This window comes from Microbacterium sp. AZCO, from assembly GCF_039614715.1.
Classification (GTDB): Bacteria; Actinomycetota; Actinomycetes; order Actinomycetales; family Microbacteriaceae; genus Microbacterium.
The window spans coordinates 302,585-322,546 of record NZ_CP154857.1 but is presented as its reverse complement, the minus strand read 5'-3'; the positions used below and the strand labels follow the sequence as shown (position 1 = coordinate 322,546).

At 71.0% G+C, this 19,962-nt stretch carries 18 protein-coding genes; 9 read left to right on the top strand and 9 right to left on the bottom strand.

Annotated elements, in window-relative coordinates:
• Positions 1-123: 123 nt before the first annotated feature.
• The 4 genes from AAIB33_RS01465 to AAIB33_RS01450 are packed head-to-tail and all read right to left on the bottom strand — an operon-like array spanning position 124 to position 3,666.
• Complete coding sequence (locus tag AAIB33_RS01465) at positions 124-1,074, bottom strand: VOC family protein (RefSeq protein WP_345801800.1); 951 nt, start codon at positions 1,072-1,074, stop codon at positions 124-126.
• Entirely contained in the window at positions 1,067-2,182 is a 1,116-nt protein-coding gene (locus AAIB33_RS01460) for a 4-oxalomesaconate tautomerase (RefSeq protein ID WP_345801799.1), read from the bottom strand. Before AAIB33_RS01460 ends, AAIB33_RS01465 begins: the two co-directional genes overlap by 8 nt.
• On the bottom strand, positions 2,169-2,879 hold the full coding sequence (locus AAIB33_RS01455; protein WP_345801798.1) for a 4-carboxy-4-hydroxy-2-oxoadipate aldolase/oxaloacetate decarboxylase: 711 nt from the start codon (positions 2,877-2,879) through the stop codon (positions 2,169-2,171). The genes AAIB33_RS01460 and AAIB33_RS01455 overlap by 14 nt, the downstream gene beginning before the upstream one ends.
• A gap of 31 nt (positions 2,880-2,910) precedes the next feature.
• A complete protein-coding gene (locus AAIB33_RS01450; RefSeq protein WP_345801797.1) occupies positions 2,911-3,666 on the bottom strand; it encodes a PIG-L deacetylase family protein in 756 nt (251 codons plus the stop codon).
• Positions 3,667-3,872: 206 nt separating this feature from the next.
• Here AAIB33_RS01450 and AAIB33_RS01445 point away from each other — a divergent pair, with 206 nt between their 5' ends.
• Positions 3,873-5,276, top strand: coding sequence for an aminomethyl transferase family protein (locus AAIB33_RS01445; RefSeq protein WP_345801796.1), 1,404 nt, complete (start codon positions 3,873-3,875; stop codon positions 5,274-5,276).
• A gap of 30 nt (positions 5,277-5,306) precedes the next feature.
• Here the strand turns inward: AAIB33_RS01445 and AAIB33_RS01440 are convergent, their stop codons facing one another.
• The 3 genes from AAIB33_RS01440 to AAIB33_RS01430 all read right to left on the bottom strand — a co-directional run bounded on the left by AAIB33_RS01440 (position 5,307) and on the right by AAIB33_RS01430 (position 8,402).
• Positions 5,307-6,083: a DUF1932 domain-containing protein gene (locus AAIB33_RS01440; protein ID WP_345801795.1), complete on the bottom strand. Its 777-nt coding sequence runs from the start codon at positions 6,081-6,083 to the stop codon at positions 5,307-5,309.
• 7 nt (positions 6,084-6,090) lie between these two features.
• On the bottom strand, positions 6,091-6,966 hold the full coding sequence (locus AAIB33_RS01435) for an IclR family transcriptional regulator (protein ID WP_345801794.1): 876 nt from the start codon (positions 6,964-6,966) through the stop codon (positions 6,091-6,093).
• A gap of 62 nt (positions 6,967-7,028) precedes the next feature.
• Entirely contained in the window at positions 7,029-8,402 is a 1,374-nt protein-coding gene (locus AAIB33_RS01430; RefSeq protein ID WP_345801793.1) for an aminomethyl transferase family protein, read from the bottom strand.
• 277 nt (positions 8,403-8,679) lie between these two features.
• On the opposite strand from AAIB33_RS01430, the gene AAIB33_RS01425 reads away from it, so the two are divergent.
• Genes AAIB33_RS01425 through AAIB33_RS01405 form a run of 5 tightly spaced genes read left to right on the top strand, consistent with a single transcriptional unit; the run spans position 8,680 to position 13,376 of the window.
• Positions 8,680-9,462, top strand: a complete 783-nt coding sequence (locus tag AAIB33_RS01425; RefSeq protein ID WP_345801792.1) for an ABC transporter ATP-binding protein — start codon at positions 8,680-8,682, stop codon at positions 9,460-9,462.
• The gene (locus AAIB33_RS01420) at positions 9,449-10,159 is read left to right on the top strand and encodes an ABC transporter ATP-binding protein (RefSeq protein ID WP_345801791.1); all 711 of its coding nucleotides are present in this window, start codon (positions 9,449-9,451) and stop codon (positions 10,157-10,159) included. The genes AAIB33_RS01425 and AAIB33_RS01420 overlap by 14 nt, the downstream gene beginning before the upstream one ends.
• A 3-nt stretch (positions 10,160-10,162) precedes the next feature.
• Entirely contained in the window at positions 10,163-11,044 is an 882-nt protein-coding gene (locus AAIB33_RS01415) for a branched-chain amino acid ABC transporter permease (RefSeq protein WP_345801790.1), read from the top strand.
• On the top strand, positions 11,044-12,114 hold the full coding sequence (locus AAIB33_RS01410; protein WP_345801789.1) for a branched-chain amino acid ABC transporter permease: 1,071 nt from the start codon (positions 11,044-11,046) through the stop codon (positions 12,112-12,114). The genes AAIB33_RS01415 and AAIB33_RS01410 overlap by 1 nt, the downstream gene beginning before the upstream one ends.
• Complete coding sequence (locus AAIB33_RS01405; RefSeq protein ID WP_345801788.1) at positions 12,111-13,376, top strand: ABC transporter substrate-binding protein; 1,266 nt, start codon at positions 12,111-12,113, stop codon at positions 13,374-13,376. Before AAIB33_RS01410 ends, AAIB33_RS01405 begins: the two co-directional genes overlap by 4 nt.
• A gap of 305 nt (positions 13,377-13,681) precedes the next feature.
• Here AAIB33_RS01405 and AAIB33_RS01400 read toward each other — a convergent pair whose 3' ends face one another.
• Positions 13,682-14,344: a GntR family transcriptional regulator gene (locus tag AAIB33_RS01400; RefSeq protein ID WP_345801787.1), complete on the bottom strand. Its 663-nt coding sequence runs from the start codon at positions 14,342-14,344 to the stop codon at positions 13,682-13,684.
• Positions 14,345-14,581: 237 nt separating this feature from the next.
• Here AAIB33_RS01400 and AAIB33_RS01395 point away from each other — a divergent pair, with 237 nt between their 5' ends.
• The 3 genes from AAIB33_RS01395 (at position 14,582) to AAIB33_RS01385 (ending at position 18,403) form a co-directional block, all read left to right on the top strand.
• Positions 14,582-16,072, top strand: coding sequence for an aldehyde dehydrogenase family protein (locus AAIB33_RS01395; protein WP_345801786.1), 1,491 nt, complete (start codon positions 14,582-14,584; stop codon positions 16,070-16,072).
• Between the two features lie 62 nt (positions 16,073-16,134).
• The gene (locus tag AAIB33_RS01390; RefSeq protein WP_345801785.1) at positions 16,135-16,347 is read left to right on the top strand and encodes an AsnC family protein; all 213 of its coding nucleotides are present in this window, start codon (positions 16,135-16,137) and stop codon (positions 16,345-16,347) included.
• Positions 16,348-16,390: 43 nt separating this feature from the next.
• A complete protein-coding gene (locus AAIB33_RS01385; protein ID WP_345801784.1) occupies positions 16,391-18,403 on the top strand; it encodes an ABC transporter ATP-binding protein in 2,013 nt (670 codons plus the stop codon).
• A 38-nt stretch (positions 18,404-18,441) separates the two neighbouring features.
• Here the strand turns inward: AAIB33_RS01385 and AAIB33_RS01380 are convergent, their stop codons facing one another.
• A complete protein-coding gene (locus tag AAIB33_RS01380) occupies positions 18,442-19,866 on the bottom strand; it encodes a protein kinase (protein WP_345801783.1) in 1,425 nt (474 codons plus the stop codon).
• Positions 19,867-19,962: the final 96 nt, after the last annotated feature.

The window sequence follows — 19,962 nt, the reverse complement described above, 5'->3', positions numbered from 1 at the left end:
CGGGGCGTTGTTCTCCCCCCGCTCCTCGGCCGGAGCCCGTGCTGTGACCGAGCGCCCACGTTGTGCACCGGTCATAGCGGGTGCTCTCGGCGAGAGCACGGGCTATGGACGAACAGAGGAGGGTCACACCACGGGCGTGCCGTGGGTGTGGAAGGTCTCGATCGTCTTCATGCCCCACGCCTGACCCTTGCGGCGCTCCGCCTCGGACCACTCCACGACCGGCTGGTCGGGGTCGAGCAGGAGGCGGGCTCCGGCGTTGGCGAACTCGATGCGGTTGCCGCCGGGCTCCCACACGTAGAGGAAGAACGTCTGGTTGATGGCGTGCTTGTGCGGGCCGGACTCGATATGGATGCCGTTCTCCAGGAAGATGTCGGCCGCCTTCAGGATGTCCTCACGCGTGTCGGGCGCGAAGGCGACGTGGTGCAGGCGGTTGCCGTGCTTCGTCCAGTCGTCGGAGTAGACGACGTCGTACGACTTCAGTGAGAAGTGGAACCACCACGCGGCGTACTTCCCGGAGTCGAGGCGGATCCGCTCCGACTCCCGCATCCCGAGCGCCGTCGCGAGGAACTCGCCGTTCGCCTCGACGTCCTTCGCGAGGTAGTTGATGTGGTCGAGCCGACGCGCGTTGACCCCGCGGCCGGGGAACGCGGACGCCTGGTTCTTCAGGGCCGGACGGTCCTCGCCGCCGGCGACGTAGCGCTCCGTCTCGTAGTACAGCGCCATCGCATGCCCGTCGGGGTCGCGGAACGCGTAGGTCGGCCCGGTGCCGACCTCGCCGTCGACCCAGCCCTCCCCCAGTCCCGTCGCCTCGATCGCGGCGACCCGCCGCTCGAGCGCGTCCTGCGACGAAGCGCGGAACGACGTGCGGCCCACCCCCGCGACATCCGACCGTGTCAGCTTGATCGTGTAGAGCTCGTACTCGTCCCACGTCCGCAGGAACACCGAGCCGCCCTGCTCGGCGACGACCCGCATCGCGAGCAGGTCGCGGAAGAACCAGAGGCTCCCCTCGAACTCGGGCGTCAGCAGCTCGACATTGCCGAGATGCGCGATGTCGAACACGGTCGAATCAGTCATGGACGGACCCTTTCGAGGAGGCGGCGGGGCGCGGGAAGACGGTGCCGTCGAAGAGCTTGCGGGCGGTGCGGATCGAGGTCGACGTGCCCCGCCAGACGCCGTCGTCGTCCTGCCCGACGTGCACGAGGGCCGGGAAGGAGCCCGACGGATGCTCGATGAGCACGGGACCGGATGCCGGCACCCGCGCGAGGTCGGAGCCCACGGCGCCCGGGATGCTGATGCCCGCCGCGACGGATGCCGCCATGAGCACCCCCACCGAGGTGTGCACGCGGGCCGGGATGAAGGCGCGCGTCGAGACCGCACCGCCGTCGCGCGGCGCCGAGAGGAGGAACATCTTGGGCACGGTCGCACTCGCGACGTCGCCCAGCCCCATGCGTGGTCCGGCGGCGAGCCGCACCTCCTCGACCGCAGCGCGCAGGTCGTCTCGCGCCTCGAGCTCGGCGGGACTCTCGTCGCCGGCGACGCCGAACTCGGCGGCGCGCAGGAGCACCACCGGCATCCCGTTGTCGATCAGCGTCGCCTCGTGGCCCGCGACCTCGTCGACGACGTGACCGGTCGGCAGCAGCGGCCGGTCGCCGGGGGACAGCTCGAGGGCGATGCGCGCGGCGGTGCCGGGGACGCCGTCGATCGCCTCGTCGCCCGCGTAGTCGGGGCGGCCTCCGGGGGTCGGGAAGACGGCGGTCGCGGCATCCCCCGTGTTGAGGAGTCTGATGCGCACGCGCGTCTCGTCGCCGCCCGCCGGGAGGAGTCCGCGCTCGACGGCGAACGGTCCGACGCCGGCGAGGAGGTTGCCGCACGTCTGGGCGTCGCTCACGACCGGCTCGTCGACGACGACCTGAAGGAAGAGGTAGTCGACGTCGAACTCCGGCGCCGCCGACGGCGACACGATCGCGACCTTGCTCGTGAGCGGATGCGCACCGCCGATGCCGTCGATCTGCGCCGGGTCGGGGCTGCCCATGATGCGCAGCAGGAGGTCGTCGCGAAGGGCGGGATCGGCGGGGAGGTCGTCGGCCAGGAAGTAGGCACCCTTCGACGTGCCGCCCCGCAGGAGCATGCAGCGGATGCCGTCGCGCACCGCCGCATCGAGGTCGGCCTCAGCGCTCGCCATCGTCGTATTCCGCCTGCGTCATGTACGTCACGCCGAGCTCGGCGAGCAGGCCCCGGAGATTCTTGCGGTCCAGGCTGAGCTGAGCGCCCGAGCCGTAGGCCTCCCGGTCGCCGGTCTCCTTCGCGACGCGCGCATCAGCCGCGGCCAGGACGGCGCCCGCCTCGAGCCGGGGCACGACGACCACGCCGTCGTCGTCGGCGATGACGACGTCTCCCGGCCGCACCGTCGCTCCCGCGACCGTCACGGGCACGTTGACCGACCCGGCCGTCGCCTTGACCGTTCCCTGCGCGTGGACGGCGCTCGACCAGACGGGGAATCCCATCGCTCGGAGGTCGGCGATATCCCTGACCCCCGTCGTCGTGACGAGTCCGCGCACGCCGCGGGCGGTGAGGGCGGTCGCGAAGAGGTCGCCGAAGGCCCCGTCGCTCGAGGCCGAGGTCGTCGCGACGACCAGCACGTCTCCCGCGCGGCACTGCTCGATCGCCGCGTGGATCATGAGGTTGTCGCCGGGCGCGGACAGCACCGTCACGGCCGACCCGGCGATCCGCGCGCCGTCTTGGATGGGACGGATGCCCGGGCCGACGAGTCCCGTGCGTCCGAGCGCCTCGTGCACGGTCGCGACGCCGTGCACGGCGAGCGCGTCGATCGTCGCGGCATCCGCGCGCGCGATGTCGGTGACGATGACGGGAGGCCTCATCCGGTCGCCCCCACCCGATCGGGGGCCCAGTTCATGCGAGCACGTCCGTGACCTGCGGGTAGTAGCGCACGTAGGCCTCGCCCATGGTCTCGTGCGGGAGGCCGAGGTTCGGGCCGGCGTTGCGCTTGACCTGCACGCCCCGGCGGATCGCGAGGTCGGTGTAGTACGACCACATGTGCTTCTGCGCGGGCAGGCATTCCATCGCGGCGCGCTTGCGCTCGAACGCGGCGGTGATGTCGAGCAGCACGGTGGGCTTGAAGTCGGACTGCTCCGACTGGTGCGGCTCGAAGAAGAAGACGGGCGGCGCGCCGATGATCTCGTCCGGCGAGGGATAGGACCCGTCGGCGTTTGCGACCCCGATCGCCTGCGCGAGCACCCGCGCCTGCAGCGCCATCCGCCCGGCGGCGGGATGGTCGCCGTTGTACGGATCGGACAGGGGATGCGTCAGCACAACCGTCGGCTGCACGCGCCGGAACACGTCGACCAGCGTCGCGACCGCCTCGGGCGACTCGATCAGGGGGTAGTCGCCCAGGTCGAGGAACTCCACCTCTGCGCCGAGCGCGGATGCCGCAGCCTCGGCCTCGCCTCGGCGGATGGCCTTGATCTCCTCGAGCGACTTGCCCTGCAGCCACTGGCTGGCCGACTCGCCCCGCTCGCCGTAGGAGAGGCACACCACGACGGCTCGCTCACCGCGCAGCGCCGCCGCCGCGATCGCCCCGCCCGCACGCCACACGAAATCCCCCGCGTGGGCGCTGACCACGAGCATCGCGGGGCTGGTGTCGGCCATGGCGCTCCCTCACATTCGACGCCGCGCCCAGGCGGGCGGGCGACCGCGATCGGCGGCGATCCCGGCAGGCTCAGCGAAGCACACCGCTACACATTGGTCAAGATTTTGTCTACAATTTTGGCGTTCGGTTTACCTTCAGGCGGAGGGAAATCCCCTCCGCGAGATCCCGATCGATCACCCGCGAAGACAAGGAAGTCGAGGCCGTCATGGCGCGCAATCTGCAGGAGCTGCTGGACGAGAGCGGGGGGCCGGTCGAGCTGCTGCGCAACTCGCAGCTCGGGACCTACATCTACCCCGTCGTGCCGGCCGAGTTCACCAACTGGCGTCGCGAGCAGAAAGCCTGGCGCGAGACCGCCGTGCTGTACGACCAGACGCACCACATGGTCAACTTCTTCGTCTCGGGTCCCGACGCCCTCCGGCTCCTGCGCGAGACGGGGATCAACAGCTTCGCGAACTTCCCCGTCGACACGGCGAAGCAGTTCGTGCCGACGGCGTCGAACGGGGGCGTCATCGGCGACGGCATCCTGTTCCACGAGGCCGAGAACGACTTCGTCTACGTCGGCCGCGCACCCGCGGCGAACTGGCTTCAGTTCCACGCGGAGACCGGCGGCTACGACGTCGAGTTCCGCTACGACGACCGCTCGCCTTCGCGTCCCTACGGCCAGGCCGTGCACCGGGAGTACTACCGCTTCCAGATCCAGGGCCCGAACGCGTGGCCCATCATCGAGAAGCTCGCGGGCGGGCCCGTCGAGCAGGTGAAGTTCTTCCACATGGGCCACCTCGAGGTGGCGGGGCGACAGGTGCGGACGCTCCGGCACGGCATGGCGGGCGCGCCGGGTCTCGAGCTGTGGGGGCCGTACGACGACCACGGGCTCATCCGCGACGCGATCCTCGAGGCCGGCCGCGAGTTCGGCATCGAGCCGTGCGGGTCGCGGGCGTACTCGTCGAACACGCTCGAGTCGGGCTGGATCCCCTCGCCCCTTCCCGCGATCTACTCGAGCGAGGGCGAGCGCGCGTACCGCGAATGGCTGCCGCCGTCGAGCTACGAGGCGATCAACGCCCTCGCGGGCTCGTTCGTGTCGGATGACATCGAGGACTACTACCTCACCCCCTGGGAGCTCGGCTACGGCTCGTTCGTCAAGTTCGACCACGACTTCATCGGCCGCGACGCGCTGGAGAAGATCGACCCCGAGTCCCAGCGCAAGAAGGTCACGCTCGCGTGGGACGACCACGACCTCGGACGCATCCTCACGAGCGTGCTCGACCGCGAAGGCCCCGGCTACCAGTTCTTCGATCTGCCGAACGCCAACTACGGCTCGTCCAACTACGACGCGGTGATCGACGCGGACGGCACCACCGTCGGGCTCTCGCTCTTCACGGGCGTCACGGCGAACGAGAGGCGCGGTCTCTCGCTCGCGACCGTCGACCGCGACATCGAGATCGGCACCGAGGTGCGGGTCGTGTGGGGCGAGCCCGACGGCGGCTCCCGCAAGACCACCGTCGAGCCGCACGAGCAGATCGCGGTGCGCGCGGTCGTCAGCCCGGTGCCCTACGCCGAGACGGCGCGCCTCGAGTACCACGGCGGCTGGCGGTCCTCCGGCACGGCCTGAGGGAAGGTGACGGGATGCCGTGGCATCCCGTCACTCGTGCTGCGACGCGACGATCCGCTCGAACCAGACGAGTGCCGCGCGCGTCATGTCGGACGGCTCGCCCGTCGCCTCGAGGGCGGCGAGCGCATCGCGCACCTCGTGCTCGCGCCGGACGGCGTGCCGAAGCGTGCCCTCGACGAGCCGGTCGACGAGCGCAGCGCCGTCGGGGCCGAACTCCGCCGCGATCTGGTCGTGCAGCCACTCCTCGGCGCCTGCGGCCCGCGCCGCACCGAGGCCTTCGAGGACGAGCGCCGCGAGTCCCTTCATGACGACGCTGCGCAGCAGCCGCAGCCGGGCCGCCTCCCCCGCGCCGCCCTCGACGACGGCGATGGGCACGCCGAACGGCGCGAGGCGCTCCGCGAGCACCGGCGCACCGGGCCCGCTCGCGAGCAGCTCGGTGTGATGGGCCGCCCGGTACACGGGCGCGAGCACTGCGACGTCGGCCATGGGCACGCCCGCATCCGCGGCGATCGCGGCCACGCCCTGCTTGAGCTCCGGCGACCCCGTGTTGAGGTCGGCGTAGACGGCGGCCCTCGGCACGAGCGGAAGGGCTTCACGGGCGAGGGATGCCGCGGCCGCGCCGCCGACGAGGCTGAGGACGACGTCGGCCCCCGCGAGCGCCTCGCCGAGCGTCGAGACCTGGAGGATCGCGGGATCGCCGAGCACGTGGTGCGGGTCGAACCCGCGCACGACGGCGCCCTCGTCGCCGAGTCCGCGGGCGTAGAGGCGCCCGGCCTCGCCGAGACCGAGGATCGCGATCGTCGTCATCGAGTGCTCACCCTAGACCGCTTCCGACCGGCGCCTCGCCCTCGAGCGACGCGAAGTAGTTGAGCGAGCGCTGCGACGTGCTCACGAGCGCGCGCAGGCCGTGCGCGGTGTCGCGCGTGCCGTCGTGGGGCAGGTACGCCTCTTCGAGCGCCCGCGTGATGCCGGCCGCCGCGACCGTCAGGAGCTCGATCGCGGGCTGCGGCGACGTGCCGTCGTTCGCGACGACGACCCCGATCGCTGCGTAGACGGCTCCGTGCGGGCCGAGCACGGGCACGGCGATCCCGCGCGACTCGGGGTGGATCTGTCCGTCCGTGACGGCGAACCCGTCGGCGCGCACATGCCGCAGCCTGTCGCGGAGCGCGCCCGGGGGGATCGTCTCGGCCGTGTACGCCGGCCATCCGGCCGCGATGACGTCGTCGACGAGCCCGGCCGACGCGTGGGCGAGCAGGACGAGCCCGCTCGAGCTGACCGCCAGGGGCGTCCGCCCGCCGATCAGGGTGAGGTTGAGCACGGCATCCCGGGTCGACATCCGCTCGATGAACAGCACGTCGCGCCCGCTCAGCACGCCGAGCTGCGTGTGCTGCCGCACGCGCGCGTGCACCGCCTCGAGCCAGGGGCGCGCAAGCTCTCGCAGCCCCAGCGCGCCGGGGGTGCGCGACGCGAACTCCCACAGCCGCACGCCGAGCCGGTACGTGCGGTCGGGCATGCGCTCGAGCAGTCCTTCGCGCTCGAGCTCCGCGACGAGGCGGTGCGTCGATGACAGCGGCAGCGCCGCCGCGTCGGCGATCTCGGTGAGGGTGAGGAACGGCCGTAGCGCGTCGAAGGCCTGCAGCACCCGGAGATGCTTGTGCAGGACTGATTCGCCGTCCGAGCCGCGCGCCATTCCCGATCCCCTTCGACCGCGCCATGGTAGATCGCGCTTCCGCTCAGCGGAAGCGGCTGCGGCTACGCGTTCGCGCGATAGACCGTCCGCGCGTAGTCGTGGTACGGCGCGGGAGCGACGGTCGCGCGGATGCGCACCTGGCGGTGATCGGCATCCACTCCGTCCTTCTTCGAGATGGGGTTCTCACCCCACACGACCTCGATCTCCGCACCGTCGGGGATGCCGGTGTCGAGCGTCGCGAGCGACATGTAGAGCTGGTCGTACGCGACGTAGCCGGCGTCCGTCGAGATGCCGACGCGTGCGCCGTCCCGGAGCACCTCGTCCATCTGGTAGAGCCCGTAGCGGGCTTTGGGGAAGTCGAGGTACTTCGCCGGCGTGCCGGGCTCGAGCTGGGAGCGGACGACCGCGGCGACATCGTCGGCGTTCCAGATGAGCGTGACCTTGCGGCGCGTCTGGTTCTCGGCGTGCTTCTCGAGCGCGGCGCGGCCGTGGAAGTCGTGGTCGAAGCGCACCGACTTCCCGAGGCCGATGTCGTACGGCGTCATGTAGAAGTCGTGGACGTCGGCCGAGTACAGCGACCCGCCCACCGAGCCGATGCGGGCGGCGGGCAGCCACTCGCGGTACTCGGCGAAGTCGTCGTCGAAGACGGCGGGGAACGGCGTCGGCACCCACCCGGACTCGAGCGGGGACGACGAGTAGGCCTTCGCCCCGACGCGACGGATGCCGTGCTCGGCGCCGGCTTCGAGGAGCGCGTCGAGCACGACCTCGTTGTCGTCCCACGGGCCGTAGAACTCGAATCCGGGCTGGCCGGCCATGCCGTGGCGCAGCGCCTTGACCGGTCGTCCCGCGATCGTGACGTCGCCGATGTGGAAGAACCTGATCTCGGGCACCGGCCCGCCGAAGACCTTCTCCATCACGACGTCGGCCTTCGGCCCCTGCAGCTCGTACCGGTAGAACGTGGGCGGCCCCTGGCGCATGTGCGAGTTCGCCTCGAGGCGGTGGCGCACGTCCTTGCCCGCCGCGGCGGCCTTCTCGGCGTTGAAGCGCACCCAGTCGATGAGGATGTGGTGCCCGATGAGCACGAGACCCTCGGGCCCCTCGGAGTTGTAGAACAGGATGCCGTCGCCGACGAGGTAGCCGTCCCGATTCACCGAGATGAGCTGCTTCGCGACGCCCGGCCGGAAGGTGGCGAACGTGTTGGGCGAGATCGACTCGAGGAGCGGGATCAGGTCGGCGCCGTCGAGGAACAGCTGCGTCATGTGGTGCGACTGGTCCATCAGGGCGACCGAGGTGTTCCATGCCCGCTGCTCGTCGCGCCAGTTGGTGAACTCCGGCGCGACCGGGAACGTGAAGGCCGGCCAGTTCTGGTTGCGCAGCAGCTCCACCGGGCTGCCCGCGCGCGCGATCGCCTGAGCGAGAGATTCGGATGTCATCATCGACCTTTCCTGTCGGGTGCGGCCCAGGCTACGAAGCTGCCGGGCAGGCGACGAGACGGCTTCCGTTCAACGGAAGGGATGCCGCGCCCCGGGGACGAGCGCGGCAGCCTGGCGGTGATTCACGCATCCCGCGGTCACGATTCGGCTACGTCATCCGTAATCGCGCCAAAATCGTTGACAATCTGATCGCGAATCCGTAGCGTCCCGACATGGGACGACCGGCCCGACCGGCCCTTGTGCCCGAGCCCGGACGACGCGACGATGCGAGAGGTGAGCGATGGCCGCTCAGCTGACCCTGCAGGACGTGAGTCTGCAGTTCGGTGGCATCAAGGTGCTGCAGGACGTCTCGTTCACCGTCGCGCCGGGCCAGATCTTCGGGCTCGTCGGCCCCAACGGAGCCGGCAAGACGTCGCTCTTCAACTGCATCAGCGGGCACTACCGGCCGAGCGCCGGCTCGATCCGGATCGACGACGCCGAAGTGCGCGGGGCCCGGCCCGCGACGCTCGCGAAGCACGGCCTGGCGCGCACCTTCCAGCATCCCGCGCTCCAGCTGCACGCGACAGTCCTCGAGAACGTGCTCCTCGGCGCGCATACGCGCCTGCCGGGCGGGCCGGGCGAATGGTCGCTGCGGCTGCCCCGCACGAGCCGGTCCGAGCGTGCGCTGCGCGACGAGGCCCTCGCCCTCCTCGAGCGCCACGGCCTCGGCTGGGCGGCGAACCTCACCGCCGACGAGCTCTCGCACGGCCTGCACAAGGGCATCGAGCTCTGTCGCGCGCTTCTCATGCAGCCTCGGCTGCTGCTGCTCGACGAGCCCGCCGCAGGACTGCCCCACGCCGAGGTCGAGCAGCTCATCGCAACGGTGCGGCGCCTCCGCGCCGACGACGACATCACGGTCGTCATCGTCGAGCACCACATGGGCCTCATCGCGGCGCTCACCGACCGGGTCGTCGTGCTCGACCACGGACGCACGCTCATGGAGGGGAGCGCCGCCGAGGCGCAGTCCGACGCGCGCGTCATCGAGGCCTACATCGGGAAGGATGCCGCGGATGACGCTGCTTGAGCTCACCGACGTCACCGCCTTCTACGGGCCGGTGCAGGTGCTCGAGGGCGTGTCGCTCAGCGTGCCGGACGGCGGCGCGGTCGGCATCCTGGGTGCGAACGGCGCGGGGAAGACGACGACGCTGCGGGCCATCAGCGGCACCGTGCGGGCGGGCGGCTCCATCGTGTTCGACGGCAGGGACATCCGGGGCCTCCGGCCGGATCAGGTCGCCGGCCTCGGCATCGCGCACGTCCCCGAAGGCCGTGGCACGCTCGGCGAGCTCACCGTGCGGGAGAACCTCCGCGTCGGCGCCTACAAGCGCAAGGACCGCAAGGGGGTCCAGTCCGACATCGACTACTGCCTCGACCTCTTCCCCCAGCTGCAGGACCGCATCCGCTCGAACGCCTCCGCACTCTCGGGCGGCGAGCAGCAGATGCTCGCGGTGGGCCGCGCGATCATGTCGAAGCCGCGCCTGCTGCTGCTCGACGAGGCATCCCTCGGTCTCGCCCCCTCGACGGCGAAGGCCGTGTACGAGGCGATCCGGCGCCTGCGGATCGAGTCGGGCATCGCCATGGTTGTCGTCGAGCAGAACGCCAACCTCGCGTTCACGCTGGTGGACACTGCGACGGTGCTCGAGACCGGCCGCAACGTCCTTGAGGGAACCTCCGCCGAGCTCAAGGGCATGGACGAGATCCGTCGCGCCTACCTGGGGGGCTGACGCGTGGGGACCTTCATCCAGCTCGTCATCGACGGCCTCTCGACGGGCTCGATCTACGCAGCCCTGGCTCTCGCGATCGTGCTCGTCAATCAGGCGACGGGGCTCATCAACTTCGCGCAGGGCGGCATGGCGGTGCTGTCGGCTTACATCGCGTGGCAGCTGACCGCCTGGAGCGTGCCGCTCATCCTCGCGATCCTGATCTCGATCGCCGTCTCGTTCGTGATCGGCGCGCTCGTCGAGCGGCTTCTCATCCGCAAGTTCGAGGGCGGCGACCCCGACACGGCCGTCGTCGTGACGATCGGGCTCCTCACGCTCGTGACGGGCGTGTGCGCGTGGATCTGGACGTACAACAACAGGCTCTTCCCGTCGCTGTTCCCGCTCGACACGATCACGATCGCGGGCGCCGTCATCAGCATCCGCTCGCTCGGCACGATCCTCGTGATCGTCGCGATCATGGTGCTGCTGCAGGTGCTGTTCCTCGGCACGAAGCTCGGCCTGGCGCTGCGCGCCGTCGCGATCAACCCGCAGTCGGCCGCCTTCTCGGGCATGCCCGTCGGGCGCCTGCTCATGGTGGGCTGGGGCCTCGCGGCAGGGCTGGGCGCCGTCGCGGGAGCGCTCGTCGCGCCGCAGCTGACGCTCACGCCGAACATGATGGACGGCGCACTCGTCTACGCCCTCGCCGCCGTCATCATCGGCGGGCTGACGAGCCCCATCGGAGTCGTCATCGCGGCATGGCTCATCGGCGTGCTCGAGAACCTCGCCGCCGTCTATGTGCCGTTCATCGGCCACGACCTCAAGATCGCGGTGCCCTTCATCATGATCTTCGTCGTGCTGATCATCCGCCCCCAAGGGCTGTTCGGCCGAAAGACGGTGGTGCGCGTCTGATGTCCGCCACCTCGACCTTCTTCCGCCGGCCCTGGGTGCGCTGGGCCGCTGCCGCGCTCGTCGTGATCGCGATCGTCGTCCTGCCCCTCCTCCTCCCCGAGTTCGCCAACCTCACGATCGCCCGCATCGGCGTCTTCGCCGTCGCGGTGCTCGGCCTCAACGTCGTGATGGGCTACACGGGCCAGGTGTCCCTGGGGCAGATCTTCTTCGTGGGCCTCGGCGCGTACGTGACGGCCTACGGCGTCGAGCAGGGCTGGAACATCGTGCTCGTCTTCGCCCTGACGTGCCTCATCCCCGCCGTCGTCGGCCTGCTCGTCGCCCTCGCGGCCGCGCGCCTCGGCGGGCTGGCCATCGCGATGGTCACGATCGCCCTGCCGATCGTCGGCGTGCCGCTCGCCAAGCGCCTGTCGGACTTCACGGGCGGATCCCAGGGCCTGTCCGCGCGCTTCACCGACGCGCCCGCGTGGACCGGCCTCTACAACGACCAGTGGCAGCTGTACATCGTCCTGCTGATCGGCGGCATCTCCTTCCTCCTCACGCGCAATCTCGTGCGGGGCAAGTACGGCCGCGCCTTCGCGATCGTGAAGGGCAACGAGGCCGTCGCCTCGTCGATGGGCATCTCGCCGTACCGCTACAAGGTGCTCGCCTTCACCGTGGCGTCGCTTCTCGGCGGGGTCAGCGGCTTCCTGTACATGGTCGTCATCCAGTACACGTCGCCCGAGACCCTCAACTTCGGGCACTCGATCACGCTCGTCGCGTCGATGGTCATCGGCGGCGCCGGCAGCATCGTCGGCTCGCTCCTGGGCGGCGCGTACTACGTGCTCGTGCCGCAGCTCACCAACGAGATCGATCCGAGCCTCACGACGGTCCTGCAGGGCGCGATCCTCCTGCTCGTGCTGTTCATCCTCCCGGGAGGGCTCGTGTCGCTCCCCCGCGTGCTGCGCCGGAGGCGCCGGCGTCGGCGAGACGACGGCGCCCGGGTCGCGGCATCCACCCCCGCCATGGCCGGTCCGCCGGACGCACCTCATCCCCCACCCACCGATCCACAAGAGAGAAGGCAAGACACATGAGCGCACACCGCATGAGGATGCGGGCCGCGTCGGTCGTCGCGGGCCTGGGCATCGTCGCCCTGCTCGTCGCCGGATGCACCCGCGGCGGAGACAACGGCGGAGCCAGCGGCGGCGAATCCGCCGCCGCGAGCCCCGGCATCACCGACGACTCGATCACCCTCGGCATCACGACGCCCCTGTCGGGCGCGACAGCCGGCCCGGGCACCTGCACCGTCGCGGGCATCACCGCCTACTTCGGCGCGAAGAACGCCGACGGCGGCGTGAAGTTCGGCGACGGCAAGACCCGCAAGGTCGAGATCAAGGCCCTCGACGACGCCTACGACCCGCAGAAGGCCGCCGCCAACTACGGGCAGCTGAAGGACAGCGTCTTCGCCATGACGGCCGGCCTCGGCACCCCGACGAACCGCGCCTGGCGTGAGGCCGCGATCGCCGACAAGGTGCCCCAGGCCCTCATCATGACGGGCGACCCGATCTTCTCGGACCAGAAGGAGAGCCCCTGGCAGCTCGGCTTCGTGCCGATCTACCAGAACGAAGGTGAGGCGTTCGGCAAGCTCCTCGCCTCGTCGAGCGGTGACCACAAGGTCGCGATCCTGTCGCAGAACGACGACTACGGGCAGGGCTACGTCGAAGGCTTCAAGAAGGGCATCGAGGGCGCGAAGAACATCGAGGTCGTCAAGGAGCTCACCTACGAGGCGACCGACACGTCGGTCGACGCGCAGCTGACGGAGCTCGCCGGATCGGGCGCGGACGTCTTCTTCAACGCCATGTCGATCACGCCGCTCGTCATCTCGTCGCTGCAGAAGACGCAGGAGCTCGGCTGGAAGCCCAGCTGGTTCCTCCCGTCGAACACGTCGAGCCCGAGCGCCATCCTCGAGCCCGGCGGCGCCTCGGCCTTCCCCGGCGTCTACACCGTCGCATTCGCGCAGTCGGCCGCGGCGCCGACGTTCGCCGACAGCGACGCGGGCAAGACGTTCCTCTCCGATCTCAAGCAGTACGCGGACTACCCGGACACCCCGGCGTTCCCGCACTGCGTCTGGTCGTACCAGGTGGGCGCGACGCTCGACCAGGTCTTCCAGAAGATGACCGAGCCGACGCGCGACGACTTCATGACGCAGCTGCGTTCCATCAAGGACTACGTCGCGCCCCTCATGCTCGACGGCTCGAGCGTGGACACGACCGAGGACGGCCAGCCCGCCGTCTCGACGGTGCAGGTGCAGAAGTACAACGGCAAGGGCTACGCCCCGGCGACGAGCTGGGAGTGACCGCGGTCTGACGAGGGGCGGTCGGCGCGAGCCGGCCGCCCGTCCGTCAGACGGGGGTCGGCGGGAGCCGGCCGCCCCTTGTCGTCGCGGGCGTCGCGCCTGCTCCGGCTGCGACCGCTCGCCGGCCGGGTTGCCCGCGCCCGCTGCAGTTTCCTGCGAGCGCGGCGTCGGGCGACAGCGCAGTCGCAGGAATGTGCAGCGCCCGCGGCGATCCAGTCGACGCTGTGCAGCGCCCGCTGCAGTTTCCTGCGAGCGCGGCGTCGGGCGACAGCGCTGTCGCAGGAAAGTGCAGCGCCCGCGGCGATTCAGTCGAGGCTGTGCAGCACTTCGACGATCCCGCTCAGGTGCGCGCGGGTCGCCGCCTCGGCGGCATCGGGGTCCTTCGCGAGGATCGCGTCGATGATGGCGATGTGCTCGGGGGCCGACTGGGCTGCGCGCCCGGGGTGGAACGCGAGGCGGAACTGGTGCCGCGCCGACTGTGCGCGCAGCCGCTCGAGAAGCTGGGTGGCCGTCCTGTGGCGGCTGAGCTCGCGGATGCGGCGGTCGAGCTCCTGATTGAGCCGGGAGTACTCGACGAGATTGCCGGATGCCACGGCCGACCCGATCTCGTCCCGGAGGCGCCGCAGCTCGCGGGCATCGGCATCCGTCACGTTCTCCGCAGCCTTGCGCGCGCACAGGGTCTCGAGGCCGATGCGCACCTCGACGATCTCGACGGCCTCGTCGACGCTGATCGCTCGGACGCGCGCGCCGCGGTTGGGCACGCGCTCGACGAGACCCTCGTTCGCGAGGTTGAGCAGCGCCGTGCGGACGGCGGCGCGCGAGGCGTCGTAGCGTTCGCTCAGGTCGGCCTCGATGAGCCGCTGGTGCGGCGCGAACTCCGCGCCGAGGATGGCCTCGCGGATCTGCTGGGTGAGGTCGGCGCGCGTGGCGACGGCTTCCGCGTCCTCGACGACGGCGATGTCGGTCATCCCCAGGTCCCTTCGATCGGCAGGGCGGGCGGGCCGCCCGGCACCAGGCTAACGGCCGCCTGCGCATTGCATACGAAAGTGCGCGAAATCTTGTCGGCAATCTTGCCAGGATGCCGCGCCCGAGGCACCCTGTAACCGTGCGTTCGGCGATGAGCGCGGCGGTCGATCCCCCTCGTCGCGGACCCCACGGCGCCGACGCGCGCTCGACGCGTCGGAGGACACAGAGAGGTGGACGAGTTGTCGAACACAGTGACGGATGCCCCGGTCACGACGGGGCTGTACATCGGCGGCGAGGTGCGCGAGACGCCCGATACCCTCGAGATCCCCGACCCGGGCAAGCCCGGCGTGGTCGTGGGCCACGCGGCGGCGGCGACCCCCGACGACGTCGCCGACGCGGTCGCCGCAGCCCGGTCGGCGTTCCCCGCCTGGGCGGCCCTCACGGCGCAGGAGCGCGCCGCGAAGATGGCCGAGGCGATCGCCGGCATCGCCGACGACCGCGACGCGGACGCCGCGATCCTCTCGCAGGAGAACGGCAAGATCCGCATGGAGGCGTGGGTCGATGCCCTCGTCTTCGAGATCCGCTGGAACCTCGCCCTCATGCTCGCGGACGAGGTGGATCGCGGTCACACGCTTCCCGTCGTGCCCGGAGCGATCCCGGTCTCCACCGAGGTCTCCTATCAGCCGCTCGGCGTCGTGACGGTCATCGTGCCGTTCAACTGGCCGATCGCGATCCTGGGCGCCTCGCTCCCGCACGCCCTGCTCGCGGGCAACACCGCGATCGTGAAGCCGCCGCCCTCGGCGCCGCTCGCGACGACCCGCGTCGTCCAGCGCGTCGCCGAGAAGCTTCCGCCGGGCGTACTCAACATCGTCACGGGCAAGGACGAGAACATGGCGGGGCTCATCGCCGATGTCGACAAGGTCTGCTTCACCGGCAGCGTCAACGGCGGCAAGCGCATCATGGAGACGGCGTCCAAGACGCTCACCCGCGTGACGCTCGAACTCGGCGGCAACGATGCGGCGGTGTTCCTCGAGGACGCCGTTCTCGACGACACGCACCTCGACCGCCTGTATGCCGCGATCTTCGACACGACCGGTCAGATCTGCATGAACGCGAAGCGCGTGTTCGTGCACCGCTCCCGCGTCGACGAGGTCGTCGCGGGCCTCGCGTCACGACTCGAGCAGGCGACCATCGGCTACGGGCTCGACGAGGGCACGACGATGGGTCCGCTGCACTCGTCGGCCCAGAAGGCGTTCGTCGAGGAGATCGTGCAGGAGGCGAAGGATGCCGGCGCCGACGTGCGCGAGTACGGGGAGCTCCCCGGGGGCGACCTCGCGGGCGGCAACTTCCTGCGTCCCGCGATCGTCGTCGACGCCGACCCGTCGCTGCGGGTCGTGACGCAGGAGCAGTTCGGCCCCGTGATCCCGATCCTGCCCTTCGACACCGAGGAGGAGGCCGTCCGGCTCGCGAACGACACGTGGGGCGGACTCTGCGGCTCGGTGTGGACCGCGTCGTCCGAGGCGGCGCAGCGCGTCGGCTCGCAGCTCGTCTGCGGCTACGTCTGGGTCAACGACCACGGTGCGACGCGGCTCGACCTGCGCGCGCCGTTCGGCGGGATGAAGCAGTCCGGCATTGGACGCGAGCAGGGCATCGAGGGGGTGCGAGCCTTCCAGGACACGCGGTCGATCGCGACGATCGACCCCGATGCACTGGCGGCGATGGCGCACTGACCCGCCACCGGCCGTCAACGTGAGTTGACGGCATCCCGGATCGTCAACTAGAGTTGACGACCATGAGCGACGACATCCGCACCGCGATCGGCGCGGCTGAGGGCGGCGACCCCCTCCCCGAGCTGCGCCGATTGCGCGCTCTGCACGCCGACCTCGCGCGCGCCGAGGCCGAGCAGGTGCGGCGCGCCCGCACGCAGGGCTTCTCCTGGCTAGCGATCGCCGACGCCCTCGGCGTGAGCAAGCAGGCCGTGCACAAGAAGTACGGTCGTAGGTAGGGCTCTCGCCCCTCTCCCGAAGCACGCAGAACGGGGAACCCGCATGTCCACTTCCGTCTCACCCCGCCGCGGCAGGCGCGCCCCGAAGGACGGCCCGCGCGCGAGCCTCAAGCAGCTGCTGCCGTTCCTGCTGGAGCACAAGCGCGTCCTCGTCGTCGTCGCGCTGCTGAGCATCGTGGGCGCGGTCGCGACGCTCGCGCAGCCGCTGCTCGTGGGCGCGGTCATCGGACGCGTCGAGGCCGGCGAGGCGCTGGGCTATCTCGTCTGGGCCATCGTCGCACTCGTCGTCGTGGCATCCCTCATCTCGGGCTACCAGCACTACCTGCTGCAGCGCACCGGCACGGCGGTCGTCTACTCGTCGCGCCGCAAGCTCATCGGCCGCATCCTGCACCTTCCGATCGGCGAGTTCGACGCGCGCCGCACCGGCGACCTCGTCTCGCGTGTCGGCACCGACACGACCCTCCTGTACGCCGTGCTCACGCAGGGGCTCGCGGATGCCGTCGGCAACGGCCTCATCTTCCTCGGCGCCCTCGTCGCGATGGCCATCATCGACCCCGTGCTGCTCGGCCTCATCGTCCTCGTGATCGGCGCCTCGATCGTGACGGTCGGCCTCCTCAGCGGCCGCATCCGCAAGGCGACGCGCGACCAGCAGGAGAAGGTCGGCGAACTCGCCTCGGGAGTCGAGCGCGCCGTCGGGTCGATCCGCACCGTGCGGGCGTCGGGCGCGAGCGATCGCGAGGAGCGCGCACTGGGCGAGCTTGCCGAAGACACCTACGACCAGGGCGTGCGAATCGCCAAGGTGTCGGCGCTGATCGTGCCGGTCGCTGGGATCGCGCTGCAGCTGTCGCTCCTTGTCGTGCTGGGCGTCGGCGGTCTGCGCGTCGCGGCGGGCGCCATCACGGTCGCCGCCCTCGTGACGTTCGTCATGTTCCTCTTCATGCTGGTGGCCCCGCTCGGCACCTTCTTCGGCGCCTTCACGTCCGTGAACCAGGCGCTCGGCGCCCTGGGACGCATCCAGGAGATCCTCGACCTGCCCACCGAGACGCAGGGGGATGCCGCGATCGCGGCCTCCCTCGCCGGCGCGGATTCGAGGAGATGGACGGAAACGAGGAGTGAGAGCGCGGATCTGGCCCTCGATTCCGCTCATCTCCTCGTTTCCGAGCGGGAGCGCGGCCCCGCGGCACCCGCTCCCGCGATCGAGTTCCGCGACGTGCGGTTCCGCTACCCCGAGGCCGTCGTCGCCGCACGCCGCAAGGCGGAGGACGCGGCCCTCGCGGCCCTCGAGGACGCCCATGTGGACAAGTCCGTCGCCGACGACCTGCGCCGCCTCGCCGAGGGCGAGTCCGGCCCCGTTCCGGAGGAGGTGGATGCCGCCGGCGAGGTGCTGCGCGGAGTCTCGTTCGCCGTGCCGCGCGGCGCCCGCGTCGCACTCGTCGGCCCGTCGGGCGCGGGCAAGAGCACGACCCTCGCGCTCATCGAGCGGTTCTACGACCCGACGTCGGGCGCCGTGCTGCTCGACGGCCAGGACGTCCGCACGCTCGACCGCGACGCGCTCCGCGGCCAGCTCGGGTACGTCGAGCAGGATGCGCCGACGCTCGCCGGGACGATCGCCGAGAACCTCCGGCTCGCCTCACCCGAGGCATCCGACGACGACTGCGAGCGTGTGCTGCGGGCCGTGAACCTGGGCGAGGTGCTCGAGCGCTCGTCCCTCGGAATCGGAGCCCCGGTCGGTGAGTCGGGGGTCATGCTCTCGGGCGGCGAGCGTCAGCGCCTCGCGATCGCGCGCGCCCTGCTCGCGGCCCCTCCGATCCTGCTGCTCGACGAGTCCACGTCGTCGCTCGACGGGCTCAACGAGCAGCGCATGCGCGACGCGATCGACGCCGTCGCGACGGGCCGCACGCTCGTCGTCATCGCGCACCGGCTCTCGACCGTGGTCGACAGCGACCACATCGTCGTGATGGACCACGGCCGGGTCGTGGGTCAGGGCACCCACTCGGAGCTCGTCGAGACGACGCCGCTGTACCGCGACCTCGCCCGCCACCAGCTGCTGGTCTGAGCTCTCCCGCAGACGATCCCGAGGTCAGCGAGGCGGATTCACTTCCGCTTGCCCGAGCCGGGTTCGCCCTGGCCCTTCCCCTGCGCTCCGCGGTCCCGCGCCTCCTGCACGTGCTGATCGTGGGCCGCGCTGTCCTGCTGCCCGGCGGTGGGCGCGGTCGGAGCGGGATCGACCGCACCGGCGGGCTCGACCGCACCGGCGGGCTCGACGACGGCGCTTCCGGAATCGACCGGCCCGCCGGCCGGCGCGGAGTCGACGGCATCCGCCGGCGGCGCGTCCACCTGGTCTTCGGCGACGACGGGCGGCGGCTCCTGCTCGACGACCGCACGAGCGGGCGGATCCTCCCGCGTCTCTGCGGTCGTCATGGCGCCGACGCCGAAGACGCCGACGATCGTCACCGCGGCGGCCGCGAGGCCGCCCGCGATCATCGCGCGCCTCCGCCGGGCCACGGTCGACGGCCGAGCGACGTGCGACCCCGCTCTCGCGGCCACGAGCGCCGAGATCGGGAGCGGCCGCGTCGGCGGGTCGACCTCGCCCGCGGCAGCGGAGTCCCCGGCGACCGCATCGGCGGCATCGAGTCCGAACAGGGAAGCTATCGCCGCGTCCCCGCCGGGGGCGGTGCGCCCGCGCATCCGCAGGCACAGGGCCTTCGCCGCCTGCGCGACGTCGAGCGCCGACGGCCGCATCGCGGGCTCGGTCTGCAGCATCCGTCCAAGCAGCTGCCGCCAGTCCGCGTCGACGGTCTCGGGGATCTCGAGCGGCGCGCTCAGTCGCGCGATGGCCGCGGCGATGCCACCCGCGTGAGGGTGGGGCCGCGTCCCGGTCAGCGCTTCGAGCAGCACGAGCCCGAGCGCATAAATGTCAGCCGGCGGAGCCGGCGCGGCGCCGCGCAGCTGCTCGGGTGCGAGGTACGCGGCGGTGCCGATTACTTCGTTCGGAGCCGTCGCGTCGGAGTCCCCGACGAGGTAGGCGATGCCGAAGTCGGCGAGCTTGGAGTGAAGACGGCCGCCCGTGAACTCGGGTGGGCACAGCAGCACGTTGGACGGCTTGACGTCGCGGTGGACGACGCCGGCGGCGTGCACGACGTGCAGCGCCTCGGCGAGTTCGACGGCGATCTCGCCCACCTCGCCGGGCGTGAGGGCTCCCCCCGCCAGGCGGTTGCTGAGCGTCGGACCGTCGACGTACTCCATGACGAGGTACGGCTGGCGATCCGGAGCAAGGCTCCCGTCGAGCAGCGTCACGAGCGACGGATGGTTGAGCGACGCGAGCACGGCCATCTCGCTCCGGGCGGTCGCGGAGGAACCGCCCTCGAGGCCGGGGCGCATGAGCTTGACGGCGACCGTGCGGCCGAGGACGAGGTCTTCCGCACGGAAGACGCACGCCATGCCGCCCTCGCCGACGCAGTCTTCGAGGCGGTAGCGACCGTCGAGCACTTCCGCGGCCTCCGGTAGGGACGCTGACATGGTTCTCCTCGCCGTGCGCTCGGGGTGCGGACGGCACGTCAACCGTATGTCAGCCGAGAATTCCGGTCGGGTGGCTTGACGTACGGCGAATAATCC

Bases quoted from the DNA above. Each gene is read 5' to 3' on its own strand.
- AAIB33_RS01465 (WP_345801800.1), bottom strand. From the start codon at position 1,074: ATGACTGATTCGACCGTGTTCGACATCGCGCATCTCGGCAATGTCGAG.
- AAIB33_RS01460 (WP_345801799.1), bottom strand. From the start codon at position 2,182: ATGGCGAGCGCTGAGGCCGACCTCGATGCGGCGGTGCGCGACGGCATC.
- AAIB33_RS01455 (WP_345801798.1), bottom strand. From the start codon at position 2,879: ATGAGGCCTCCCGTCATCGTCACCGACATCGCGCGCGCGGATGCCGCG.
- AAIB33_RS01450 (WP_345801797.1), bottom strand. From the start codon at position 3,666: ATGGCCGACACCAGCCCCGCGATGCTCGTGGTCAGCGCCCACGCGGGG.
- AAIB33_RS01445 (WP_345801796.1), top strand. From the start codon at position 3,873: ATGGCGCGCAATCTGCAGGAGCTGCTGGACGAGAGCGGGGGGCCGGTC.
- AAIB33_RS01440 (WP_345801795.1), bottom strand. From the start codon at position 6,083: ATGACGACGATCGCGATCCTCGGTCTCGGCGAGGCCGGGCGCCTCTAC.
- AAIB33_RS01435 (WP_345801794.1), bottom strand. From the start codon at position 6,966: ATGGCGCGCGGCTCGGACGGCGAATCAGTCCTGCACAAGCATCTCCGG.
- AAIB33_RS01430 (WP_345801793.1), bottom strand. From the start codon at position 8,402: ATGATGACATCCGAATCTCTCGCTCAGGCGATCGCGCGCGCGGGCAGC.
- AAIB33_RS01425 (WP_345801792.1), top strand. From the start codon at position 8,680: ATGGCCGCTCAGCTGACCCTGCAGGACGTGAGTCTGCAGTTCGGTGGC.
- AAIB33_RS01420 (WP_345801791.1), top strand. From the start codon at position 9,449: ATGACGCTGCTTGAGCTCACCGACGTCACCGCCTTCTACGGGCCGGTG.
- AAIB33_RS01410 (WP_345801789.1), top strand. From the start codon at position 11,044: ATGTCCGCCACCTCGACCTTCTTCCGCCGGCCCTGGGTGCGCTGGGCC.
- AAIB33_RS01405 (WP_345801788.1), top strand. From the start codon at position 12,111: ATGAGCGCACACCGCATGAGGATGCGGGCCGCGTCGGTCGTCGCGGGC.
- AAIB33_RS01400 (WP_345801787.1), bottom strand. From the start codon at position 14,344: ATGACCGACATCGCCGTCGTCGAGGACGCGGAAGCCGTCGCCACGCGC.
- AAIB33_RS01390 (WP_345801785.1), top strand. From the start codon at position 16,135: ATGAGCGACGACATCCGCACCGCGATCGGCGCGGCTGAGGGCGGCGAC.
- AAIB33_RS01385 (WP_345801784.1), top strand. From the start codon at position 16,391: ATGTCCACTTCCGTCTCACCCCGCCGCGGCAGGCGCGCCCCGAAGGAC.
- AAIB33_RS01380 (WP_345801783.1), bottom strand. From the start codon at position 19,866: ATGTCAGCGTCCCTACCGGAGGCCGCGGAAGTGCTCGACGGTCGCTAC.